An 18,571-nucleotide genomic window follows, 5' to 3' on the forward strand; every position below is an offset into this window, starting at 1 on the left:
TGAGCAATAGCATAAGCACAATATTCTTTACCAGTTAGAAAACCGCTGTGCGAGATAAGGCACATTAAGCGGCAATTCATCGGTTGTCTTCTGGGTTGGTTTGATAATGACGTGAGAACCAAAACGGGAAAATACCGGTTTCAGAACGATAGGCTCTTTCGATGGAACCTTTTTCTTATCTTCTGCTGTAGTTAACAGCCAACTTTCAGGAGCATCTAAACCATATTTATGTACAAGTTGATTAAATTCATATTTGTTATGCAGTACATTTAAGCGATCAAACGGTTCGCATAATAACCTCGTGTGCTTGGATAGTTCTTCATAACCTTGGCTAATAAAGAAAATCTCTTCACAGGTTGGAATAACCAAGTCAATTTTATTATCAGTAAGGATTACTTTGAGAGCCTTTAGGAAATTGGCCGGATTACGATTGGGTTTGGGCAAGGTGAAATGCTTCTTTATACCTGCAACAAAACGTCCCAGCGGGAAATTCATACTGTCTGCGCTATACACGTCGTTACCTTGATTAACTAGGCTACGCATAATATCCATGCTCGCAGGAGCACGACTGCCAGTTACTAGTACCCTCATTTATTTTTCCCCATTAGATTCATACTCGCAACAGTATCCGCTATCGTTCCAAGCCTGGATTGTATACGTCGCCGTTTGCTGCCTGGTTGGTGCTTTTCATAATCCTGCCATTGCCAAGTGGGCATCAAACAGCTTTTTTGCTTGAATAACTGATTTAAATGATCGATTAATAACGTTTTATCGTTTAACTCAGGACATACTTGAATACTAAATTTATCCAGTGTGAGTTGGACTATGCGATAATCCTCGAACGCCACCGGACTGCTAGCCATTTGCTGGCGAAACATGTCTGCAAAAATGGGTATCATTTCAGAATCCCTTTGGCCATATAATACATCTCCCAGACGACCTTCAATAGCAGTAAGCTCCGTGAAAACAGATTCTGTTTTTGAGGCGACCAGAACATCATCCAGACGGTAGCGAATAATAGGTTGTGTTGTTCGTAGTAAATCCGTAACGATTGGAACAAAATGAGTTTCATCGAGCCATTCTTTTTCAATAATTAGACACTCCTCGTTCATTACTAAAGCATTTGTCGTTTTGTCGCTAATAGCCAGGAAGCCTTCTGTGCATTGATAAATTTGGGTGACTGGCAGATCAAACGCTTTGCTAATAAAGACTTCATCGCTTTTTTCCAATACTTCAGCAACCGCAATTATTTTTTCGGGGGTTGGATAGTAAGTCGATGTCTCTGTTTAGCGAGCATCAATAAGACACTGGCAGGTGCTGACAGAATGGTTGGCTGAATAACATTGAGCCTTTTGATATGTTGATCGAAATCTTCAAGTAAATCAAAAAAATGAAATTTGATTTTTTTGCTGGTGCTGAGATTCGTATACAATTGATTATTGGCTCTTAAAAAGAAGGCTATTCGCTCTTCCGTCTTAAATCCATTAGGCAGCGCTTTGGCCAGAATCGTTCCCACCCAGGCATCACGCTCTCTTGGGCTTGTCAAAAATAAACCTCTTGAGCCGGAGGTTCCTGAGGATAGGCCGACTGCGATATCATTCAAGAGAGGGGAAAAATCACGCGTTGTTTCTGCCTTTAAAGCAATGGCAAATGCATCCTCTTTTTTAATTTGTCTTGTATTAATTTCATCAAAATGTTCCATCATGAGATTTTTATTCATGATTGGCCATTCGTGGAAAGGCTTATCAAGATAGTTGCGATAAAATGGGGACTTTTTAAGTACCCCTTTGGTGAGCTTATTAAATTGTTTTTTTGATACTTAATTAATTTTTCACGCGAACTTAAATAATTTTTAAAAAATAGTTTTGTAATAATAATAAAGGATGCGGATTATCATGATTGTTTTTCTCTAATCCGCTCGCGCGTATGAAGGCAATGCGTAGGGATAATATCAATGTCTCTGTTTTGTTTATAAAGCAAATGAAGGTTTTCTATAGTTTGGATGTATTGCACTTTATTATCGTGAACCAAATAAGTAAGATTACTGGGATAAATCCGTTTTTCATAAGCTTCTTGATGCCAGCAACTGTCGGCGATTAAAAAAGTATTCTTTTCAGCTTTAAAATACACGCCAATTTGACCTTTGGCATGTCCCGGTAATGGAATGGCGAAAATTTGCTTATCACCAAATAAATCAAATCCAACAGAAAAAGGAGCCAGTTCTTTTTCCAGCGTTACTTCCTCTTTATCAAGAATAATAAGGCGCTCATAAAAATTCTTGGGTAATAAACCAGGTAAAAAGCCTTGTAACAAAGCTCTGAATCCTTTTTTAGATTTAACGTCATGAATAGCATCCTGGTGGCAAATGAATTTTGCATGAGGAAAATCGCGTAATCCCCCAATATGATCAGCGTGAAAATGTGAGATCACAATATAACTAATATCCGTTGGCTTGATAGTCATTCCCAGAAGTTGCTGTTTGAGCGATTGATTGAGAGTAACGGGTGTTAAATGGCGATATAAGGAATAGGGAAAATACTTAGTAAGATGAAAAAAGCGCGCGCTATATCCTGTATCAAATAAAATATAACCATGCGTTTTGTGCTTTATTAACGCACAAGTCGACGGGTATTCCCGCTGTTTAAACTGTCCTTTTGTCATAGTCATCCTTTCGCAATGGCGGCAAGATCCCACTTCAAATAACTGATAGCTAATCATAAGTCTTGGTACCATTTAGCAAACATCTCAATACCCTGTTCAATATTGACAAGCGGTTTATAATGTAAGTCCTGTTTGGCAGCATCAATGTTGAGGGTTTGCCCCAAAGCTAATACACCAGCACTATAACAAGTAATTGGTGGCTCTTGTTTTAAGCGTAATAAACGATAGAAATTTTCTAAACAATACGCGATTACCTTAACACGTTGATAAGGCAGATATTTAACTTGCAGTGGTTTGTGGAGAGCAGTAAAAACCATTGATAAAATTGTAATGAGGGTTTTAGGTTCGTCATTCGTGATATTGTATTTTTTGCCTTCCACGTTGTTACTAGCCGTTGCTGCCAACACTAAACTTTCTACCACATTATCGACATAGGTAATATCGATGATGTTTTGGCCGTTGCCAATAACTGGCAATACACCCTTTCTTTCAGATTGTAAAATGCGCGGAACAATAGCACGATCATAGGGGCCAAAAATTGCACGAGGCCGAATGGTGACAACCCGTAAATGTTTCTTTTGGTAAGCCTCATCAATGAGCCGCTCAGCCAATAGCTTGGTATATACATAGTGATTGGCTGGTTTTGCGGGTAATGGTGTATCTTCTTTAATACTGTGTTTTTCCGTGAAATCAAAGTAGATACTCGGTGATGAAACATGTATTAATCGAGCATGTCCGGGTGTTGCTGCAATAACATTTTGGGTACCAATGACATTGGCTTGATGAAAATCATTGTAGCTACCCCAAATACTTGAGCGGGCTGCACAATGAAAAATAAGGTCCGCATTGACCGATATTTTTTGAGTTTCTCTTTTTCTGCCAAATCAATAGCAATAAATTTGGCACCTAGTTGAGACAAGATTTTGCCAAGATGCTCGTTGCGACCTAAAGCAATCACCTCGTGTCCTTCGTGAATCAAGCGCTTGGTTAAATTGAGTCCCAGGCAACCGGTTGCTCCAGTAATAATCGAAATCATTTTAATATTCCATAATCATGCCACCTGAGGAAATACCCGCACCAGTTCCCAGAAAATAGATTAAGTGGCCTCGTTGCAATTTTTTGCTTTCAATAAGAGAGTAAAGAACAGTAGGAATAGAAGCAGCCATTTGATTGCCATGAGTAGCATAAATATCAACAAATTTCTCATGAGGAATACGGAGATTTTTACGGACATGATGCATTGCGAGTTTACTGGCCTGATGAGGTATAACCCAGTCAATCGCATCCATGGTTAATCTGGCTTTGTTAAATACAATGTCTTTCGTGTTGGCAACTAATCGACTTGCTAATTTAAATACTTTTTTACCCTCCATATAAAATAATGCATAGCGTTGATGGTCAGGGTGAGAGGGGAGAATGCGAGTACCTCCTGCTTCCAAGCGACAATAAGTGGAGCCGACACTATGGGTCTCCATATGTGTGCTTAGAATGCTGCTGGTACCATCACTTTTTTCTATAATACAAGCGGCAGCACCATCACCAAAAATCGTGCAGGTTTCCATATCCTGCCAATTAAGACCAAATGAGGGAATATCGCTCGATACAATGAGTGCTCTCTTGAAACGCCCACTCTCAATTAAATAAGCCATTGTGTCTAAAGCGGTTAAAAAACTAAGGCAAGTACTGTTGATATCAAAACAGGTAATTCCTGAAGACTCTAACCCTAACTGCTTTTGAATTAAGGTTGAGGTAGATGGAATGGCTTGCTCTCCCACACCACAGGCACTAACAATGACATCAATATCAGTTAATTTGAGACTAGCGTTTTTATCGCCTCAAGAGCAGCTTTTGCCCCCATATAGGAAGTCGTTTCATGGGAAGATGCAAAATGGCGGGATACAAGACCAGATTTTTTTCCACACTACCAGAAGCTAAGCCAAGCTTTACATCTAACGCTGATGATAAAATCTTATTCTGAGGTAAATAGTTCCCCATACCTATAATTCGAATATAAGGCATAGTTCGCCTTTTTGGTCAAAAAGAATGAATTTTAACCAATAAGAGAACTATTTTCCACTCCCTTCTACTTCATTTCAAATGATATAAATCATATCCATATGAATTTTAACAATTTTTATTTTTGATAACCGCATGTGTTTGGGGCCAAACCGCATGCCTGAAAGAAATTCAATCAATCTACGGCTAACTGCGCTCTCAAAACCAGGCATCAAAAAATTGTCTATTATCTCGTTTTGGTTTGTCTTTTTTATCTTTGGTATCTTTACTGTCTGGATTGTTACTTTTAGAAGAATCTGCCCGGCTATTTCCATAAGCATGACTTGTACTTTCTTTTGTTGGATTAATCCTGAAAAATATTTAGTTAAAGGCATATTTAGTTAAGGACAATAACCAAGTAATATTAACTATATCCTAATAGTTACTCTAACCAGCAAGAATAACTAACTCATGGCAAAGGAATTGAAATACTTTATGAAAGGAAAATTATTCTTGAAATATATCAATATATTACTAAATTTATTCCTTTGTTTAGTATTTTCTGTGAATTGCTCTGCGGCCAGTAGAGAAGCCGAACTTGCTAAAAAATTAATGATATTGAGAAACGATCAAATGCCATAATGGGTATTACAGCCATTCACATAGAGAAGAATAAGCTAATTGAACATAATGGGAACAAGCGATTTTTATGGCGAGTACCATCAAATTGCCAATTGCATTAGCTTTTTTGCATCTTGTTGATCAAAAAAGGAGTCTTTAAATCGTGTTATTAACTTGGGTTTGAATAATGCTGTTCCTGGTTCCGGAACGTTGCATTATCTCTGTGAAAGAAAAAAGTCCGTATATCGTTGCACCATATACTTAAATATATGATGGCTAATAGTGATAACAGTGCAAGTGATACCCTATTACAAACCGTTAACGGACCAGCCTATGTAACCAAGCGCATGCATGCACTGGGTTTCAAGAATATCGTAATAAACCGCTCCATCATCGAAATGATGATGGATACTAATCATGTTCATCCTGCGTTGAAAAAGCCCCGTACTGTACAGTCCTGGAAAAAATATTTAACCGCACACCGCTTAAGCAAAAAATGTTGGCTTGGCAGCGTTTTGAAAAGGATACACGAGATACAACGACACCTGATGAAATGGCAAAATTGCTAGTAAAAATATATAAAAACGAAGCGCTTTCAGAATCCAGTACTAAAGTACTCATGAATATCATGGAGAGATGCAGAACAGGTAGAAGCAGGATAAGAGGACTGTTACCACCTTCTGTAAAAGTAGCTCACAAAACAGGAACATGGGCGATAGATGAACCGCAATATATAAGATATCCAGGCTCCAAACAACTTTTCCGTTTTGTCAGTGATGTCGGAATTATTACCTTGCCTAATAATAAAGGGCATATAGCAATTGCGGTTTATGTTAAATCGCGCGCAGTCAGCAATTACACCCGTAGTCGCGCTATAGCGTTGGCAAGCCGTGCAGTCTATGATCATTTTATGACAGAAAAATAAAGGCTACTTCTATTTCTACCATCCTTGTATTGCTGGCCTGGTGTAGAAGTGATTCAACAACTATTTGGTATCGGCTGACATTGTTCTGTAGGCACTTCTTGTACGCAATATCCTGTCCTGGTAAAAATAATTAGACCGGTTGATTCCTCTAATGTGTGATCAATAAACGCATTGATAACCTTGTGCATATCAGTTTGTTCATTCATTTCAGCGCGCGTTAAACATGATAAAAGATAAGATACTTGTTCTTTTACTGATAAATCTTTAGGAAACTCATAATAGCTTTTCGCTGCAGAAGATAAATCTAAATTAATTTTGTCCTCGCTTACTGTTACTGTGAAAATAGGTGTAAAACTCGCTGAGATACCTCCACTAATAGTTTCTACAAATACACCAATTTTATCCCCTTTAAATTGAATCATCCTTCTCATTTAATTAGCTTCTCATTAAACGGTATATTATTTAACTTATTTTACCAGCCATAGAACCGAGTCTTAGCATCAGTGACCTCGAATTATTAGCCTATACATTGTTTATTAGCAAAACTCTCTGCTTCAGATCGGGTTTTATTCATGCCGCTGCTTGAATAAGCAAAGGTATAATTATCGATATAACATTGTAATGAATTTTTGTGTAAAATTTTGAAGCTTCATAATCACTGAGCATAGTAGCTGTTTTTTGCTTCAGATTTGGTTTTGTTCATGCCATTGTATGTATAAGCAAATTTGTAGGCGGGTTTAAATACGTTAAAGTAGGCTGCAGGACACGTTTTACTTGTTATTAGGCTAGCAATTTTTTCTGCTTCCGAGGATATCTCATTTAAACCATCAGAACTATAAGACCACTTGTAAACCTCTTGAAATACCACAGTCTTCGTACCACAAATGGTATCATTGGGTAAATTGATAACTGCTTCAATTTGATTGGATAAATCATCTGTCATCTTTCGTTGTTCAGGGCTTAATGAATACTCAACGTAATACAGTTTTTCGCTCAACTTATATAATTTTTCATATAAACTAGAACTACTTGTTGATGCCATTGCTGCCATAGATAAAGAACTTAAAGCGATAAATACTGATTTGTTAATCAATTTCATTTTTAATCCATATTAAATGAAGCGGTGCTGTAAAGCCTATATTTGAGCTCTTGATAATACCAGCGAATTAGATAACTGCATAAAAGGCGAAAATTTTAAATTGTGCGAATGTAGCCCAAGTATAACTAAGAAAAAAATTAGGATGAGTGGCAAACCGATCGAAGCATAGGAGTGGAAATATGAGTGTCCCGCTAGGTGTGTTATTTTGGAGTTGCTTGTATCGATATAACTGGATTAACATTAATAGTATTGTTTTTTATAAGAAATACCCCCATTAATTATTCCGACAAGTTAAGCTGTTGCAATTGGAGGTGCTCTCATGAGTTGTTCGAATAAAACCTTGTTTCAGGTAGGAGTACTTTGTGCTTTTCTTGATAAAGTTTATGAGGGTGATCACAGCCTTGCACAAATCATGGAAAAAGGAAATATGGGCATAGGTACCTTTGATGCTGTCCATGGAGAATTAATAGGAGCAGACGGCCAATTTTATCGGGTTATCGAAGATGGCATCGCAAGACCCGTGGATCCGCAACAAAAACACCCTTTGCTTGGGTAGTTGACTTTGAAGAAACTCACCAGTTTTCCCTAGAGGATATTAAAAGCTTCGAGCATTTTTCAGCAGAATTTGACAAACAAGTGCCATCACCCAATTACATTTATGCTTATCGTTTTGAATGCTTGATGGATAAAATGGAGGCCCGGACAGAGTCTTGTCAGCCAAAACCTTTTAGACCTTTTACCGAAACGATATCTGAGGTACAAGTCAATTTTTCTTATAAAGATGTAAATGGGCTGATCTGTGGTTTTTTCTTTCCCTCTTATATGGCAACAATGAATATTCCAGGTCATCATATGCATTTTTTAGATCGCACTCAGATGAAAGGAGGTCATGTTTTTGATTTTGCATTTAAGAAAGCAATCATTAGCGTTTGCTGTATTAAAAATTATGAAATTGCATTAATTGAGTCAGAAGCATTTAAAAATTTTAATAGCCAGGCTCAAGATTTGGAGCAGGCAACCGATTTAATTGAGAGGCAAAGAAAATAATATTACGCCGCGCCAGAAAAAATTCTCCCCTAAGAGTAACCATTTTTTCTTATAATCTTTAAGCTAATCATGCGTTAGGCAACCAACCAACTAACTCTCCTTCGTTGATATAATCTAAAAAATTTTCTTGAATCCAGTCTCAAAAGCAGGCCGTTTTAATTGTTTTATCATGAATAAAAAGAGAGGATGAGGACCCGCCGGGGCTTTTATTTGAGTTATAAGAGGTTTCGTAACAACGCTTCATAAGCTATTCCTGTTAGAGTTATAAATAGAGAATTCCATGCCAGGTATGTTAGCTTAAGAGTCTATTCAGCAGATTACACGCGCTAAGCACCGCTATGGTATGAGCAGAAAATAGGATTTTCATATGAAAACGAGGCAAATTATAGCTTGGGCACTTTACGATTTTGCCAATTCTTCTTATTTTGTAGTTATATTTACATTCATATTTGCCACCTATTTCACGAGTAAGATTGCTCCTAATGATATTTTGGGAACAGAATTGTGGGGCTATACAATTTCCGCTTCAGCTTTACTCATTGCATTGGTGAGTCCCGTGGTCGGCGCGATAGCCGATTTTAGTGGACATCATAAATCATGGTTATTTTTCTTTACATATTTGGGCATCTTTTCAACAGCTTGCTTGTGGTTTGCTTATCCAGATTATTCTTCTATTCCTATCGCGCTAACCTGTATCTTTATTAGTAATTTCGCTTTAGAAGTAGCTGCTGTATTTTATAATTCTTTTTGACCACTTTAGGCTCATCAAAGTATATAGGACGAATCTCTGGGTGGGGCTGGGGGGTGCGGTTACCTGGGCGGATTATTGTGCTTGATAATCTCACTATTTGTTTTTGTGAAAGGTGATCTTGGTCTGTGGTTTGGGACTGACAGCGCTGCCAATATTCGTGCCATTACTGTATTTGTAGCGCTATGGATTTGTATATTTAGTTTGCCTTTATTTTTAATTGTGCCACAAAAGAAAAAAGAACATTTAAGTGTAACTGCTGCTATCAGAAAAGGTATAAACGAATTATTGATAACTATGAAGAGTCTTCCTGAACAACGTGACCTCTTATTCTTTCTAATAGCTAGGATTTTGTATATTGATGGATTGAATTCCATATTGGCGTTAGGAGGCATTTATGCCTCTACCACCTTTCACTTAAACGTTAGCAATATTATCGTGTTTGGGATCATGTTGAATATTACTGCCGGGCTTGGCGCTGCCTTATTTGCTTGGGTTGATGATTGGATTGGTTCTAAAAATACAATTTTGATTACTTTAGGGGGCTTAACCATCATTTTTTGCTTTCTACTGACCATTCACTCAGCGACTTTTTTTGGATTTTTGCATCTATGCTTGGTGTTTTTGTTGGCCCAATCCAGGCTGCTAGCCGTACTTTTCTATCACGCTTAGCTAAACCTGGGGAGATTACAAGAATGTACGGTCTTTATTCGTTTTCTGGTAAAGCGACTAGTTTTTTAGGGCCCTTTTTAGTCGGCGCAATTACCCTCTTTTTCTAATAACCAACGATTGGGTATGACTGTCCTTATTCCTTTTTTCATTGTAGGAGGCTGTTTGTTATTATTTGTTCATGAAAAGGCATAGAATAATTACTGTCTATTAAACGCCAATGATGATTTTCGATTGACAACAATGATCGTTGTCAGTCATCTAGTTCCAAATGCCCATAGCTACTAGAGCAAGCAAATGAATCGCAACAATATTTTTACGTTTTATCAGTTAAGATATTAAAAATTATTAAAAATCCAATCTCATGCCTAAGAGACAAAAAATAAAACAAGACATTCTTTCATCAACCCGACAGCAAGATAGAGAACGAGTCGCCAGGAAGTTGGCTAATACCTTCTTTTTTAATAATGATGCCGCTACTGACGCAGCGCGCCTCTTAATGAGTTGTGTCGCCAAAGGTGCATTTCTGGTAAGAGATTTTTCGACAACGCTGTTACAGAGCCCTTATGCCTCTTTCTCTATTGCAGATTATCTCTCACATGGTAGTCGGATTGTTATTGACTACCATGAATTGAGTCCAGAACAGCGTGATGAATTTTTACACCTTATTCCCGATACCCTAAATCCAGATTGCATTGCGCGCTCTGCAACTCATGATGCCTCTAGAAATACTGAGGGACTGATCATAGAAGGTAAAGGATTCCTTTTAGGTATGAAAGGGCAGCTTCCCGCAGTATTAAAAAGCTATTGTGATTTTGGAATCAATATCGCCATGGGAGGGGATGGACAAACCAACGAAGTGGGTAAAACTATTAGGAGTAATGGTTACAGCGGCCATTTTTTATATTCACCGCAACGATGCACAACAGTTATTAATGCTAGGACTTGAACAAACAGCTCCTGTTGTGTCTTTTTGGGAGTTATTTCATAAAAAAAGTCAGGACGCTGAAAACGATCAATGGGGAACTGACCAGTATGGACAGGGGCATTCTCTAACTGGTGCCTCTGACATCTATACTGCAGCAAGTTCTTTGTATTTTAGCGATCCTGTTATGCAAGTGAAGTGCTTGGTAGAAGACAACTGTTTTCCACCGGACAAATATGGTGCGATGCAGGTGAAATTAACCAATGAGAATTGGTTAGAAATTAAAAAATGTTAGAGGAAATGAAAAAATCCAATCAGGATTGTTTATTCAATATGTTGATAAAACCGCCTGTTTCAGCAACGAAAATGTCCAGAAAATACACTAATTATCTTACCGTTGATTTTCGACGTTATTTCCAATTTTTTTCTGATATTTTTCTGGATTCAGATCAGAAAAATTTAGTAAAAGACCTACAAAGTAAATTATTGAAATTAATCAGGGAACTTCAAGAAGGCATTGTCAATTACCATGAATTAGAAGGCAGCATTCAAAAATTGCTCGACCTTCCACTTCCTGAGCCATACAAAAAAGCAATTTCAGATTTTAAGAAATTGTTAGTAAAACAGCTGAAGGAAAATAAAGAATTTCAGGAAAATTGCCAGCAATTTATTCTGGATAAAGAATTTGAAGAATTACAGGAAGAACAACTCCGTACTTTGCAGAAATTGAGTCTAGTTGAAAATTTTTTATTACTTATGCTGATCTCTTCAAAAAACAAAATGAACAGGATTTATGGAATTTTATCGAGAAATTACAACACCGTGGAAAGTTATTAAGATCGGTTACCGGACCATCGCCTGAGGATATGAGCAAAAGTTGGCTTGTATTACCCGCAATTACCGCAGAGAAAATAAAGCAGCTTAGATTGTACCTACTCGAAGCAAATGATTTGCTCTCAAAAATTCCTCAACTTTATTTAAAAATGAATGGGAAGCTCTAAGAACTTCCGTTTCAAAAGATAAAGTGGACGATCTAAAATTAATAGACGAGTTGAAAGCAAAAACAAAGAATTACAGTCCAAATTAGATCGAGCAAATCAAGTAGAAGATAATTTATTACACCGTGTCCAGGACATTGCAAAAATAACAGTCATATTCGGTCAAATAGTATACGAAGTAAACTCTTTAAAAGGCGATGCGCGACAAGAAGGTGACGATTTGGTAACAACATTAAAAGGAAATATGAGTAACTATTTAACCAACATGGACTATAAAATCAATGAGTTTCAATCTAATTGCTATAAAGCACTTATAAAGCCAAGAGAAAACCTTTATCAAAAAGTAGTCGCCTACGTCTTCTTGTTCAGGAAGCCCTTACCGCGGTATGCCTGCTCGTTGTTGGGTATGCAGCTGGGGTAGCTCGTAATTATGCCCGATCTGGGCAACTTACCTTCTGGAATTATGATAGCCGTACTACAACATTGACAAAAGAATTGGAAACTTTAGTACGGTCTCCAATAAGCTGCCCAGGATAAAATCGAAACGGTTACACAACCGGTTAAAAATATCATAGCCAGGGAGTAATCTTGATAGGGCGCAGCTCAAGTTTACACTGACGCTGTCAATGCTGAATTGGGCCAACATGCAGATTTTGGTATATTTAAAGACATTCGCTTTCATGCAGGCGTACAGTATGCCTACTTAAAACGCAACAATTTTGCACCGTTATCAACTTTTAATCCGAATACAGGAGTAGCGACTCCTGGCTATAATCAGGTTAGCCAAAAATTCAGTGGCGCTGGTCCTCGTGTCGGTATGGATTTAACCTATAATGTTTCAAATTCCTTCGCCGTGTATGGAAAATTTGCAGGTGGGCTCCTTATAGGCGACAGTAGCATAGATGACACATCCAACGGAGTTCCACCCTTTGCCTACTCATCTACTTTAGAAGTAATACCCGAGCTTGAGGGTAAGTTAGGGTTAACCTACACCCATAATTTATCGCGCGGGACTCTGATTGCTGATGCTGGATACATGGTGGTTAACTATTTTAGTGTTTTTGAGTCGCCTCAACTTGTTGCTTCCGCAACCAATTTGGCATTTCAAGGTCCTTATGCTGGTCTTAAATGGATTGGAAATATAGCCTAACCAAATCCTCCTGGCCATTAGGATCAGGTTCCGAGGTTTTATTGGTTGTTCCTGCACCGATGGGAAACCATTCACAAACCCGAATTGCTGCCAGATCCCCGCTTATGTGGGGCTCCTATTTTATCTATTTGATAATTAGTTATGAACGTGTTTGGGCAGTAAGAAAAAGGAAAGACCCGACTTGTTAGCAATACCATATTAAGATCAGGTTGATTATGACATACCTATGTTGAGCGATGTACCTTCATCCCTTGGATCAGTTCGTTTTGATCCAAACAAACGATAGACCGAGCCTAACCCTTTTCTTATTTCCCTGGGTTCACTATTAACCTGATGTTGAGCCAAATGTATTAATTGCTGACCCAATGATTTAATAGTGCTTACCATGCTTTTGGGAGTTCCATAGGATGGCTTCATCGAAGAAAATATTTTTTCAAATTGACCAATATGATTTTTAGGGCTGTTTGTTATATCGTACGTTAGTTTTGCCAATTTGCTTGCTTGTTTTTTGAAATATTATTATTAGACGATAACTCATCAAGTAATTTAAGAAATTGAAGTGCTTTTGCTATGCGCACTTGATTTTCAGACGTCAAAGGCTTATTGCTCAGTAACTTAAGATAATACTGCGGTTCTGTCAAACGTGTACCTGGGCTTAAATTCTCAATGCGTTTTTTTAGAGTAATGCAAAATCCTTAATTGAGGAGGGTGTTTCAATCTTAGTTCTTGTCAATAATCCTCTCCTTATTTGAGAAGAGTCTCTTAAATCACGCATTTCCCTGCTCATGCCAGAAACCAAGACAGTACGTGCTGCTCTCGCGCAATTCAAGGTTAGAAAATGATAATTTTCATTAGTACAGATTTCCTCAATCCTATCCATCATCTTCATAGCATTAAGTTTAGTAACATCATTGCCATCTAACGTGAGGGGTAACATCAAGGTATGACTGGGTCGCTGCCCTCTTAATTCATAATTATCCCGCAATGCTTGCTCATGAACATCCAACTCCCGAGTTATCTCATGATTAAGTACTTCTTTATAATGCTCATAAATTTGATCCAATACCTTAATTGCCTGACCAAACTCCCCTCTTTCATAGCTCAGTTTATAGCTTAATGTCACATCTTCTGCGCTATGGATATCAAAGCTATTCTCCGTAAGAAGTTTCGTTAAGTCTATGGGTTTATGAGTAACTTGAGCATAATCCTCACAAAAATTAATGAGTTCTAGTAGCAAGTCAAACTTATCAACATCAAATGATTTAAATTTTCGAGCTTGTAATTTATTACGTAATTGGCCGATTAAATGAATATTTTTTCGAATAGTTCCCGGTTATGAATAGCCTTCCTATGTTCTTGCGTAATAAGTGTTTCATAGTTAACTAGATGAGAGCCCGCGCTATTCTTTTCTCTATGACTGAGACGATTACTTAACTCACTGTACATATCAAATTCCATAGTCGCACTTTGAAATTTTTTCGGCCACCAACTGAAATAAATGTCCAAGGCAGGTATTGATTGCCGTGAGAACGTCCCATCTGGATTTTTTACGCCAACAAAGACCTTTGTCTCTCTACAGGAAACCCCTTTACTTGTAAGCGACTCTAATCTCTTTATTACTTGTGGATCTGCCGGAAGTACAAAACGCAGTGATGTATGGCCGACAGGCTCCATTTTTATTTGCTCTGCAACGTAATGCCGGTATTTTGCTTTTATCTGCCCATTTCTATAGAGTTTGGTATTGTCAATGCTACCCCATGTTAGTAACTCTACATACGGTTGAAATTGCTGGTAGGAACTTATTAGATGACTAGTGTTCGTTTTTGCTGTTTGTATTGCTACGTCTGCTAATGGCATGAATTTACTATCTTTAGAATACATCACGTCGGTCAATTATATCATTTTTATTGTTTTTGGTCAAAATATAAACAAATATGGCAACGCTAATAGTGAGTCGTTCTGATTACGCTATGCTGCATACAGAACCAAGAAATTGAGGGAAAGCTGGTGCTGAACGGTGAAATGTCTCGATGATAATTTACTTCAAATTAAGGTGATTACAAAAATCATGGCGTCCCCGGGAAATATTGCGATCCAAACATGGTTGCTTCTATGATTTCCAATAGGCTGGGTAGAAATAACAGTATTGCACCGATAAAAACCAATGAAATAGGTGTCCCAATAGGAATACGCATTGGATTATCTTTATGTTGCTTAAATTTCATAATAGCACAGACTGAAAAGGCTAATCCTGCAATGTAAGCTGCCGCACCAATCAATCTTTCCAAACTTTCAAAATTCTGTGTAATACTGTCAGACATTTCACCAAGCGTTAATCCTTGTGAAAATACTTTTTGCATACCAATACACAATCCAAGTACTAGAATTTTACGTAGTGTATTTTTTAACGATATTTCAAACATTATTTTTCTTTCCAGAATAAACTCTAAGGTGAAATAACCTCCAGATTTTATCTATGTGTAATTTAGAACAGAGTTGGCGTGGAATTCATTGTTTTTTATAAAGGTTACTTTTTTCATTTCATCTTAAAAGCTGCAATTCCGCAGTAATTGTATACTATTTCGGTACAATTACCATCGATTAATATTGGCATCGACCATTGAATGGTCGGAAGCTGTCACAAAGCAGTACGTAATGGGATCAGAGCTTGAGTTTTGATTGTTGAATACAAAATTCAAGCCTCTGACATTTATGTTAGCGACACTCGCTAGTAGATAAAGGCATCTCATCAATATCGTCTTCATCAAACTCAATACCGGGCGTTGATAACTCGAGCTCTAGTGGTTCAGCAATATTCTTTTCCTTAACCAACGTTTCCAATACTGAATAGTTGCGCACTAAATATCTGAATTCACTAGGGCTTAAGGAATTTTTATAATCGTCTTTTTCCAACAAAATAGCCACTAAATCGATCTGGCATTCTGCCAAACTGAGCATCCAATGGGGCAATATTTTGGGCCTTTTTTCTAAAAGAATTTTCTTGCAAGTCTCATCCAAAAGAATCGCTAGCCCATCTTGCGCATTATCCTGGATACAGGTTAGGAATTGAATAAATTGATTCGTAGTTGGAGTCGCTAAGACGGTTGCCAAACGACTTTGCAGGCGTGCCTTATATATCTCGCGCGTTAAAGGGGAAGAAAAAGAAAATTCATATTCAGCTTTAACATCTAAATAAGAAAAAATTTTAACTATTAATTCCACTGGTAAACTATCAAACATGGCAATAATTCCCTGTAATTTATTGAATTAATAATTCCTTAATAAACTCATAATATTTCATTAACATTTGCTTTTTATAATAACACAAAAATTACAAAAACGATTAACGTTTTTTTATTATTGACTGATGCTTTTGTGTTATTAGAGGAAGTAATTATGCCTAAATCAATTGGTACTTTATATACAGAATCACGCTTAATTGCTAAAACAATAAACCGTATTACGGTGGAACCAGATCTTGTAGAACTGAACGATTGGCGTAATGAAGCCAAATTATTGGCTAGTCCGGGAGGCTCTTGTCTCTCTTCAACAACGCTCTTAATTAAGGGAAAGCATGTTCCTACTTATGGAATTGACGGCCGTTGTTATGGACTTCTATTTAATGCCGAAGAATGCAATATTTATGATGTTAGTAGTACTGATTCGAATTCCAATCGAATTACAAAACTAGCTAACCGTAAAGAGCGGTCTACTGTAAATATGCTTACATCAAATACCGTAGGAGTGAAAACACTCGATGACTTAGTTTTAGAAGTTAACAGCGGACACGATGGTCAAATGAATGAGGTCATGCTTGATGCTTGGGAAAAATCGTGTGTCGGTTTATTTGTCCGTAAAATAGATCTTGAAAAAGCCAGCCCACTTGCCTTAAAGCATTATTACCAATCTTTATTGGAAATCTCTTTAATCAAAAATATTTTGTCCAAGCGTTCGGTTATCCGTCTGACTTTAAAATTTGTCAATACGAAGAGCAAGCTGGAAGATTATTTAACACCCCAGTCCTGGAATACATAAAAGCTCAAGCAAAAATGCATGGAATCCATGAGAAAACATATCCAGAATTGTTTAGGTTATTAGATGACGAGCATTCGTTCAAACCTGTGCCAACTCCAATTACAGTAGGAGAGTATCTTGATAGCTATAGCCGTTTCGATATTAGCTCCCTACGAGACGACATTGTAACGGCATTAATTGACGGTTTTGAACCCTTTGATGACAGGCCAGTTGATGCACTCAGTATACTTTCTGAACCTGTTGACATTGTTGTAGGTATTGCAGAGGACACTATCATTGAAACAATTGAAAAATGCATAGAGGTTCAAAGAACGGCAATAAGTACCAGCTCACTCAGTGGAGTAAGCCTGTTCACTGAGAAGTCTGGCAGTGGTTCGGTTAGTAGCAGCATTGAGAGCGATTACGATACAGACCTGCCAGGCCACCCTCCTGAGAAGCATGACAGTCAAGTTATTGGCAGTGAAAACGGTAACTATCTGGATATGGTGTAACATCCTGCCAGCAACCATTTATGATTGAGTCCTTGTAGAAACATAAGGACTCAATCTAGTGCCCTCTGTAGCCTTGATTACGTTGTATCACATAGAAACCCCTATGATTTTGATGCTTTTATCATCAGTTACAACATAATGCGGCCTCTTTTGGCTTACCTCCTTAATAAACAACATCCAACATGCTTAATATTGATAACAAAACCCAAAATTTGTGAGCCTTGAAAAAACATTTGCATTTAACACAAATTTCAGATTAATCTGAAAAGGACTCAATAAGGAAAAGGAGCTCACCATGGGTAACAAAAAGTAAACTCTCGTGTAATGAATGGAATTAATAAAACTGAACAACCTTACTCTAACCAAGGAACACAACTTTTTTTAATCAAAGACCCATACCTCTAGCAACGGAAGTCCAAGAAACTCAAGATGTACAAGCGCCCCAAGCATTACAAGAGGCCCGAGAAAATCAACCCACGCAAGAACTACAACCTGCACAAGAAATAAGTTTGGAAACTAACACCGACATTTTATTATTTGCCATTTTGCAAGAATTAAAAACTCGCAATATGATTGAGTTTGCGAAACTTCAAGTTGAACAAGAAAAACTTCAGGCCGAACAAGAAAAAGAGCAACAGGAATTGCAAGACGCCATGGAAATGCAAGAACGTGATGAGGCTCGGTTCGAAACGGTCCGATCATCCATGTATCTTTGATTTAGCATTCCTCTTAACCAATTAGCAGGTTACAACTAGAACTTCGGGGTCAAGACTTGACCCTGAACAATCCCATCCACTAGTTGTGCAATCCTATTTTTCCCAGTCCATAACACGTTAAAAAATCTATTTAGTGGAATGTCGGGTTAAACCGGAACAACGTTACAACAGAATTTGATACCTTTGAGGAATAGCGCCGACGTCCATGTATCAAGACCCGTTTCTTTGCGTTTACGTGGGATACATTAAGAGTCTCTATTTATCAATCAAAATCATAGTGTTGATTAAATTATAGGGGCGCAGACTTATTCATTTCTTAGCTATTTTTTCGATTGAGTGTTTTAGATTCATAATTTTACATCCTATTTTTAGATTCATTCTCATCATCGCTCCAACCTTCATCCATATTACATTCATAATACATTTTTTCCTCACCCTTATTAACAGATATGGAGCTTTCTAATAAAATCTTCTCTTGTTTCTTTCTATCA

At 37.6% G+C, this 18,571-nt stretch carries 23 protein-coding genes and 3 pseudogenes; 11 read left to right on the plus strand and 15 right to left on the minus strand.

What is annotated here, in order from left to right:
- Positions 1 to 27 precede the first annotated feature (27 nt).
- The 8 genes from BN58_RS21320 to BN58_RS02115 form a co-directional block, all read right to left on the minus strand.
- Entirely contained in the window at positions 28 to 591 is a 564-nt protein-coding gene (locus BN58_RS21320; protein ID WP_019215431.1) for an ATP-grasp domain-containing protein, read from the minus strand.
- Positions 588 to 1,229 carry a hypothetical protein gene (locus BN58_RS32440; protein ID WP_232220270.1) on the minus strand — a complete coding sequence of 214 codons (642 nt, stop codon included), beginning with the start codon at positions 1,227 to 1,229 and terminating at the stop codon, positions 588 to 590. Before BN58_RS32440 ends, BN58_RS21320 begins: the two co-directional genes overlap by 4 nt.
- Before the next feature lie 17 nt (positions 1,230 to 1,246).
- Positions 1,247 to 1,720, minus strand: a complete 474-nt coding sequence (locus BN58_RS32445) for a hypothetical protein (protein ID WP_232220271.1) — start codon at positions 1,718 to 1,720, stop codon at positions 1,247 to 1,249.
- Positions 1,721 to 1,893: 173 nt separating this feature from the next.
- A complete protein-coding gene (locus BN58_RS02100) occupies positions 1,894 to 2,733 on the minus strand; it encodes an MBL fold metallo-hydrolase (RefSeq protein ID WP_026069192.1) in 840 nt (279 codons plus the stop codon).
- Positions 2,715 to 3,497 carry an NAD-dependent epimerase/dehydratase family protein gene (locus BN58_RS21330; protein ID WP_232220273.1) on the minus strand — a complete coding sequence of 261 codons (783 nt, stop codon included), beginning with the start codon at positions 3,495 to 3,497 and terminating at the stop codon, positions 2,715 to 2,717. The genes BN58_RS02100 and BN58_RS21330 overlap by 19 nt, the downstream gene beginning before the upstream one ends.
- A complete protein-coding gene (locus BN58_RS32450; RefSeq protein WP_232220272.1) occupies positions 3,383 to 3,697 on the minus strand; it encodes an SDR family NAD(P)-dependent oxidoreductase in 315 nt (104 codons plus the stop codon). The genes BN58_RS21330 and BN58_RS32450 overlap by 115 nt, the downstream gene beginning before the upstream one ends.
- 1 nt (position 3,698) lies before the next feature.
- Entirely contained in the window at positions 3,699 to 4,436 is a 738-nt protein-coding gene (locus BN58_RS21335; protein WP_019215433.1) for a 3-oxoacyl-[acyl-carrier-protein] synthase III C-terminal domain-containing protein, read from the minus strand.
- A gap of 318 nt (positions 4,437 to 4,754) precedes the next feature.
- Positions 4,755 to 5,051 (minus strand): hypothetical protein, encoded by a 297-nt coding sequence (locus tag BN58_RS02115; RefSeq protein WP_019215435.1) that lies wholly within the window; start codon positions 5,049 to 5,051, stop codon positions 4,755 to 4,757.
- Between the two features lie 498 nt (positions 5,052 to 5,549).
- On the opposite strand from BN58_RS02115, the gene BN58_RS35695 reads away from it, so the two are divergent.
- Positions 5,550 to 5,846 carry a serine hydrolase gene (locus BN58_RS35695; RefSeq protein WP_269570077.1) on the plus strand — a complete coding sequence of 99 codons (297 nt, stop codon included), beginning with the start codon at positions 5,550 to 5,552 and terminating at the stop codon, positions 5,844 to 5,846.
- Positions 5,774 to 6,202: a serine hydrolase gene (locus BN58_RS32455; protein WP_019215436.1), complete on the plus strand. Its 429-nt coding sequence runs from the start codon at positions 5,774 to 5,776 to the stop codon at positions 6,200 to 6,202. Before BN58_RS35695 ends, BN58_RS32455 begins: the two co-directional genes overlap by 73 nt.
- Positions 6,203 to 6,255: 53 nt before the next feature.
- On the opposite strand, the gene BN58_RS21345 is transcribed toward BN58_RS32455, so the two are convergent.
- Positions 6,256 to 6,633: a type IV secretion protein Dot gene (locus tag BN58_RS21345; protein ID WP_156812310.1), complete on the minus strand. Its 378-nt coding sequence runs from the start codon at positions 6,631 to 6,633 to the stop codon at positions 6,256 to 6,258.
- A gap of 224 nt (positions 6,634 to 6,857) precedes the next feature.
- Entirely contained in the window at positions 6,858 to 7,301 is a 444-nt protein-coding gene (locus BN58_RS02130; protein ID WP_019215438.1) for a hypothetical protein, read from the minus strand.
- Positions 7,302 to 7,620: 319 nt separating this feature from the next.
- On the opposite strand from BN58_RS02130, the pseudogene budA reads away from it, so the two are divergent.
- The 6 genes and pseudogenes from budA to BN58_RS21360 all read left to right on the plus strand — a co-directional run.
- Positions 7,621 to 8,348: pseudogene (gene budA, locus BN58_RS02140) on the plus strand (acetolactate decarboxylase).
- 367 nt (positions 8,349 to 8,715) lie between these two features.
- A pseudogene (locus BN58_RS21350) lies at positions 8,716 to 9,875 on the plus strand (MFS transporter).
- Between the two features lie 254 nt (positions 9,876 to 10,129).
- Complete coding sequence (locus BN58_RS27980) at positions 10,130 to 10,714, plus strand: hypothetical protein (protein WP_156812311.1); 585 nt, start codon at positions 10,130 to 10,132, stop codon at positions 10,712 to 10,714.
- Positions 10,701 to 10,985: a hypothetical protein gene (locus BN58_RS27985; protein WP_019215442.1), complete on the plus strand. Its 285-nt coding sequence runs from the start codon at positions 10,701 to 10,703 to the stop codon at positions 10,983 to 10,985. Before BN58_RS27980 ends, BN58_RS27985 begins: the two co-directional genes overlap by 14 nt.
- Positions 10,986 to 10,990: 5 nt before the next feature.
- Positions 10,991 to 11,527, plus strand: a complete 537-nt coding sequence (locus BN58_RS27990; RefSeq protein WP_156812312.1) for a hypothetical protein — start codon at positions 10,991 to 10,993, stop codon at positions 11,525 to 11,527.
- Positions 11,528 to 12,313: 786 nt separating this feature from the next.
- Positions 12,314 to 12,838: pseudogene (locus BN58_RS21360) on the plus strand (Lpg1974 family pore-forming outer membrane protein); the annotation flags it as partial.
- A 213-nt stretch (positions 12,839 to 13,051) separates the two neighbouring features.
- Here the strand turns inward: BN58_RS21360 and BN58_RS02170 are convergent.
- From BN58_RS02170 to BN58_RS02195, 5 genes are all read right to left on the minus strand, one after another.
- On the minus strand, positions 13,052 to 13,330 hold the full coding sequence (locus BN58_RS02170) for a hypothetical protein (protein ID WP_019215445.1): 279 nt from the start codon (positions 13,328 to 13,330) through the stop codon (positions 13,052 to 13,054).
- Positions 13,331 to 13,514: 184 nt separating this feature from the next.
- A complete protein-coding gene (locus BN58_RS02180) occupies positions 13,515 to 14,075 on the minus strand; it encodes a hypothetical protein (protein ID WP_019215447.1) in 561 nt (186 codons plus the stop codon).
- A 65-nt stretch (positions 14,076 to 14,140) separates the two neighbouring features.
- Complete coding sequence (locus BN58_RS02185) at positions 14,141 to 14,695, minus strand: hypothetical protein (RefSeq protein ID WP_198009796.1); 555 nt, start codon at positions 14,693 to 14,695, stop codon at positions 14,141 to 14,143.
- A 209-nt stretch (positions 14,696 to 14,904) separates the two neighbouring features.
- Positions 14,905 to 15,261, minus strand: a complete 357-nt coding sequence (locus BN58_RS02190; RefSeq protein ID WP_019215449.1) for a hypothetical protein — start codon at positions 15,259 to 15,261, stop codon at positions 14,905 to 14,907.
- A gap of 292 nt (positions 15,262 to 15,553) precedes the next feature.
- On the minus strand, positions 15,554 to 16,078 hold the full coding sequence (locus tag BN58_RS02195; protein ID WP_019215450.1) for an F-box protein: 525 nt from the start codon (positions 16,076 to 16,078) through the stop codon (positions 15,554 to 15,556).
- A gap of 156 nt (positions 16,079 to 16,234) precedes the next feature.
- Between BN58_RS02195 and BN58_RS31445 the strand changes: the two genes are divergently transcribed.
- The 3 genes from BN58_RS31445 to BN58_RS32460 all read left to right on the plus strand — a co-directional run bounded on the left by BN58_RS31445 (position 16,235) and on the right by BN58_RS32460 (position 18,080).
- On the plus strand, positions 16,235 to 16,873 hold the full coding sequence (locus BN58_RS31445) for a hypothetical protein (RefSeq protein WP_019215451.1): 639 nt from the start codon (positions 16,235 to 16,237) through the stop codon (positions 16,871 to 16,873).
- Between the two features lie 86 nt (positions 16,874 to 16,959).
- Positions 16,960 to 17,364 carry a hypothetical protein gene (locus BN58_RS31450; protein WP_198009797.1) on the plus strand — a complete coding sequence of 135 codons (405 nt, stop codon included), beginning with the start codon at positions 16,960 to 16,962 and terminating at the stop codon, positions 17,362 to 17,364.
- A 509-nt stretch (positions 17,365 to 17,873) separates the two neighbouring features.
- Positions 17,874 to 18,080 (plus strand): hypothetical protein, encoded by a 207-nt coding sequence (locus BN58_RS32460; protein WP_019215453.1) that lies wholly within the window; start codon positions 17,874 to 17,876, stop codon positions 18,078 to 18,080.
- The last annotated feature ends 491 nt before the right edge of the window (positions 18,081 to 18,571 follow it).

Source organism: Legionella tunisiensis (assembly GCF_000308315.1).
GTDB classification, from domain to species: Bacteria; Pseudomonadota; Gammaproteobacteria; order Legionellales; family Legionellaceae; genus Tatlockia; species Tatlockia tunisiensis.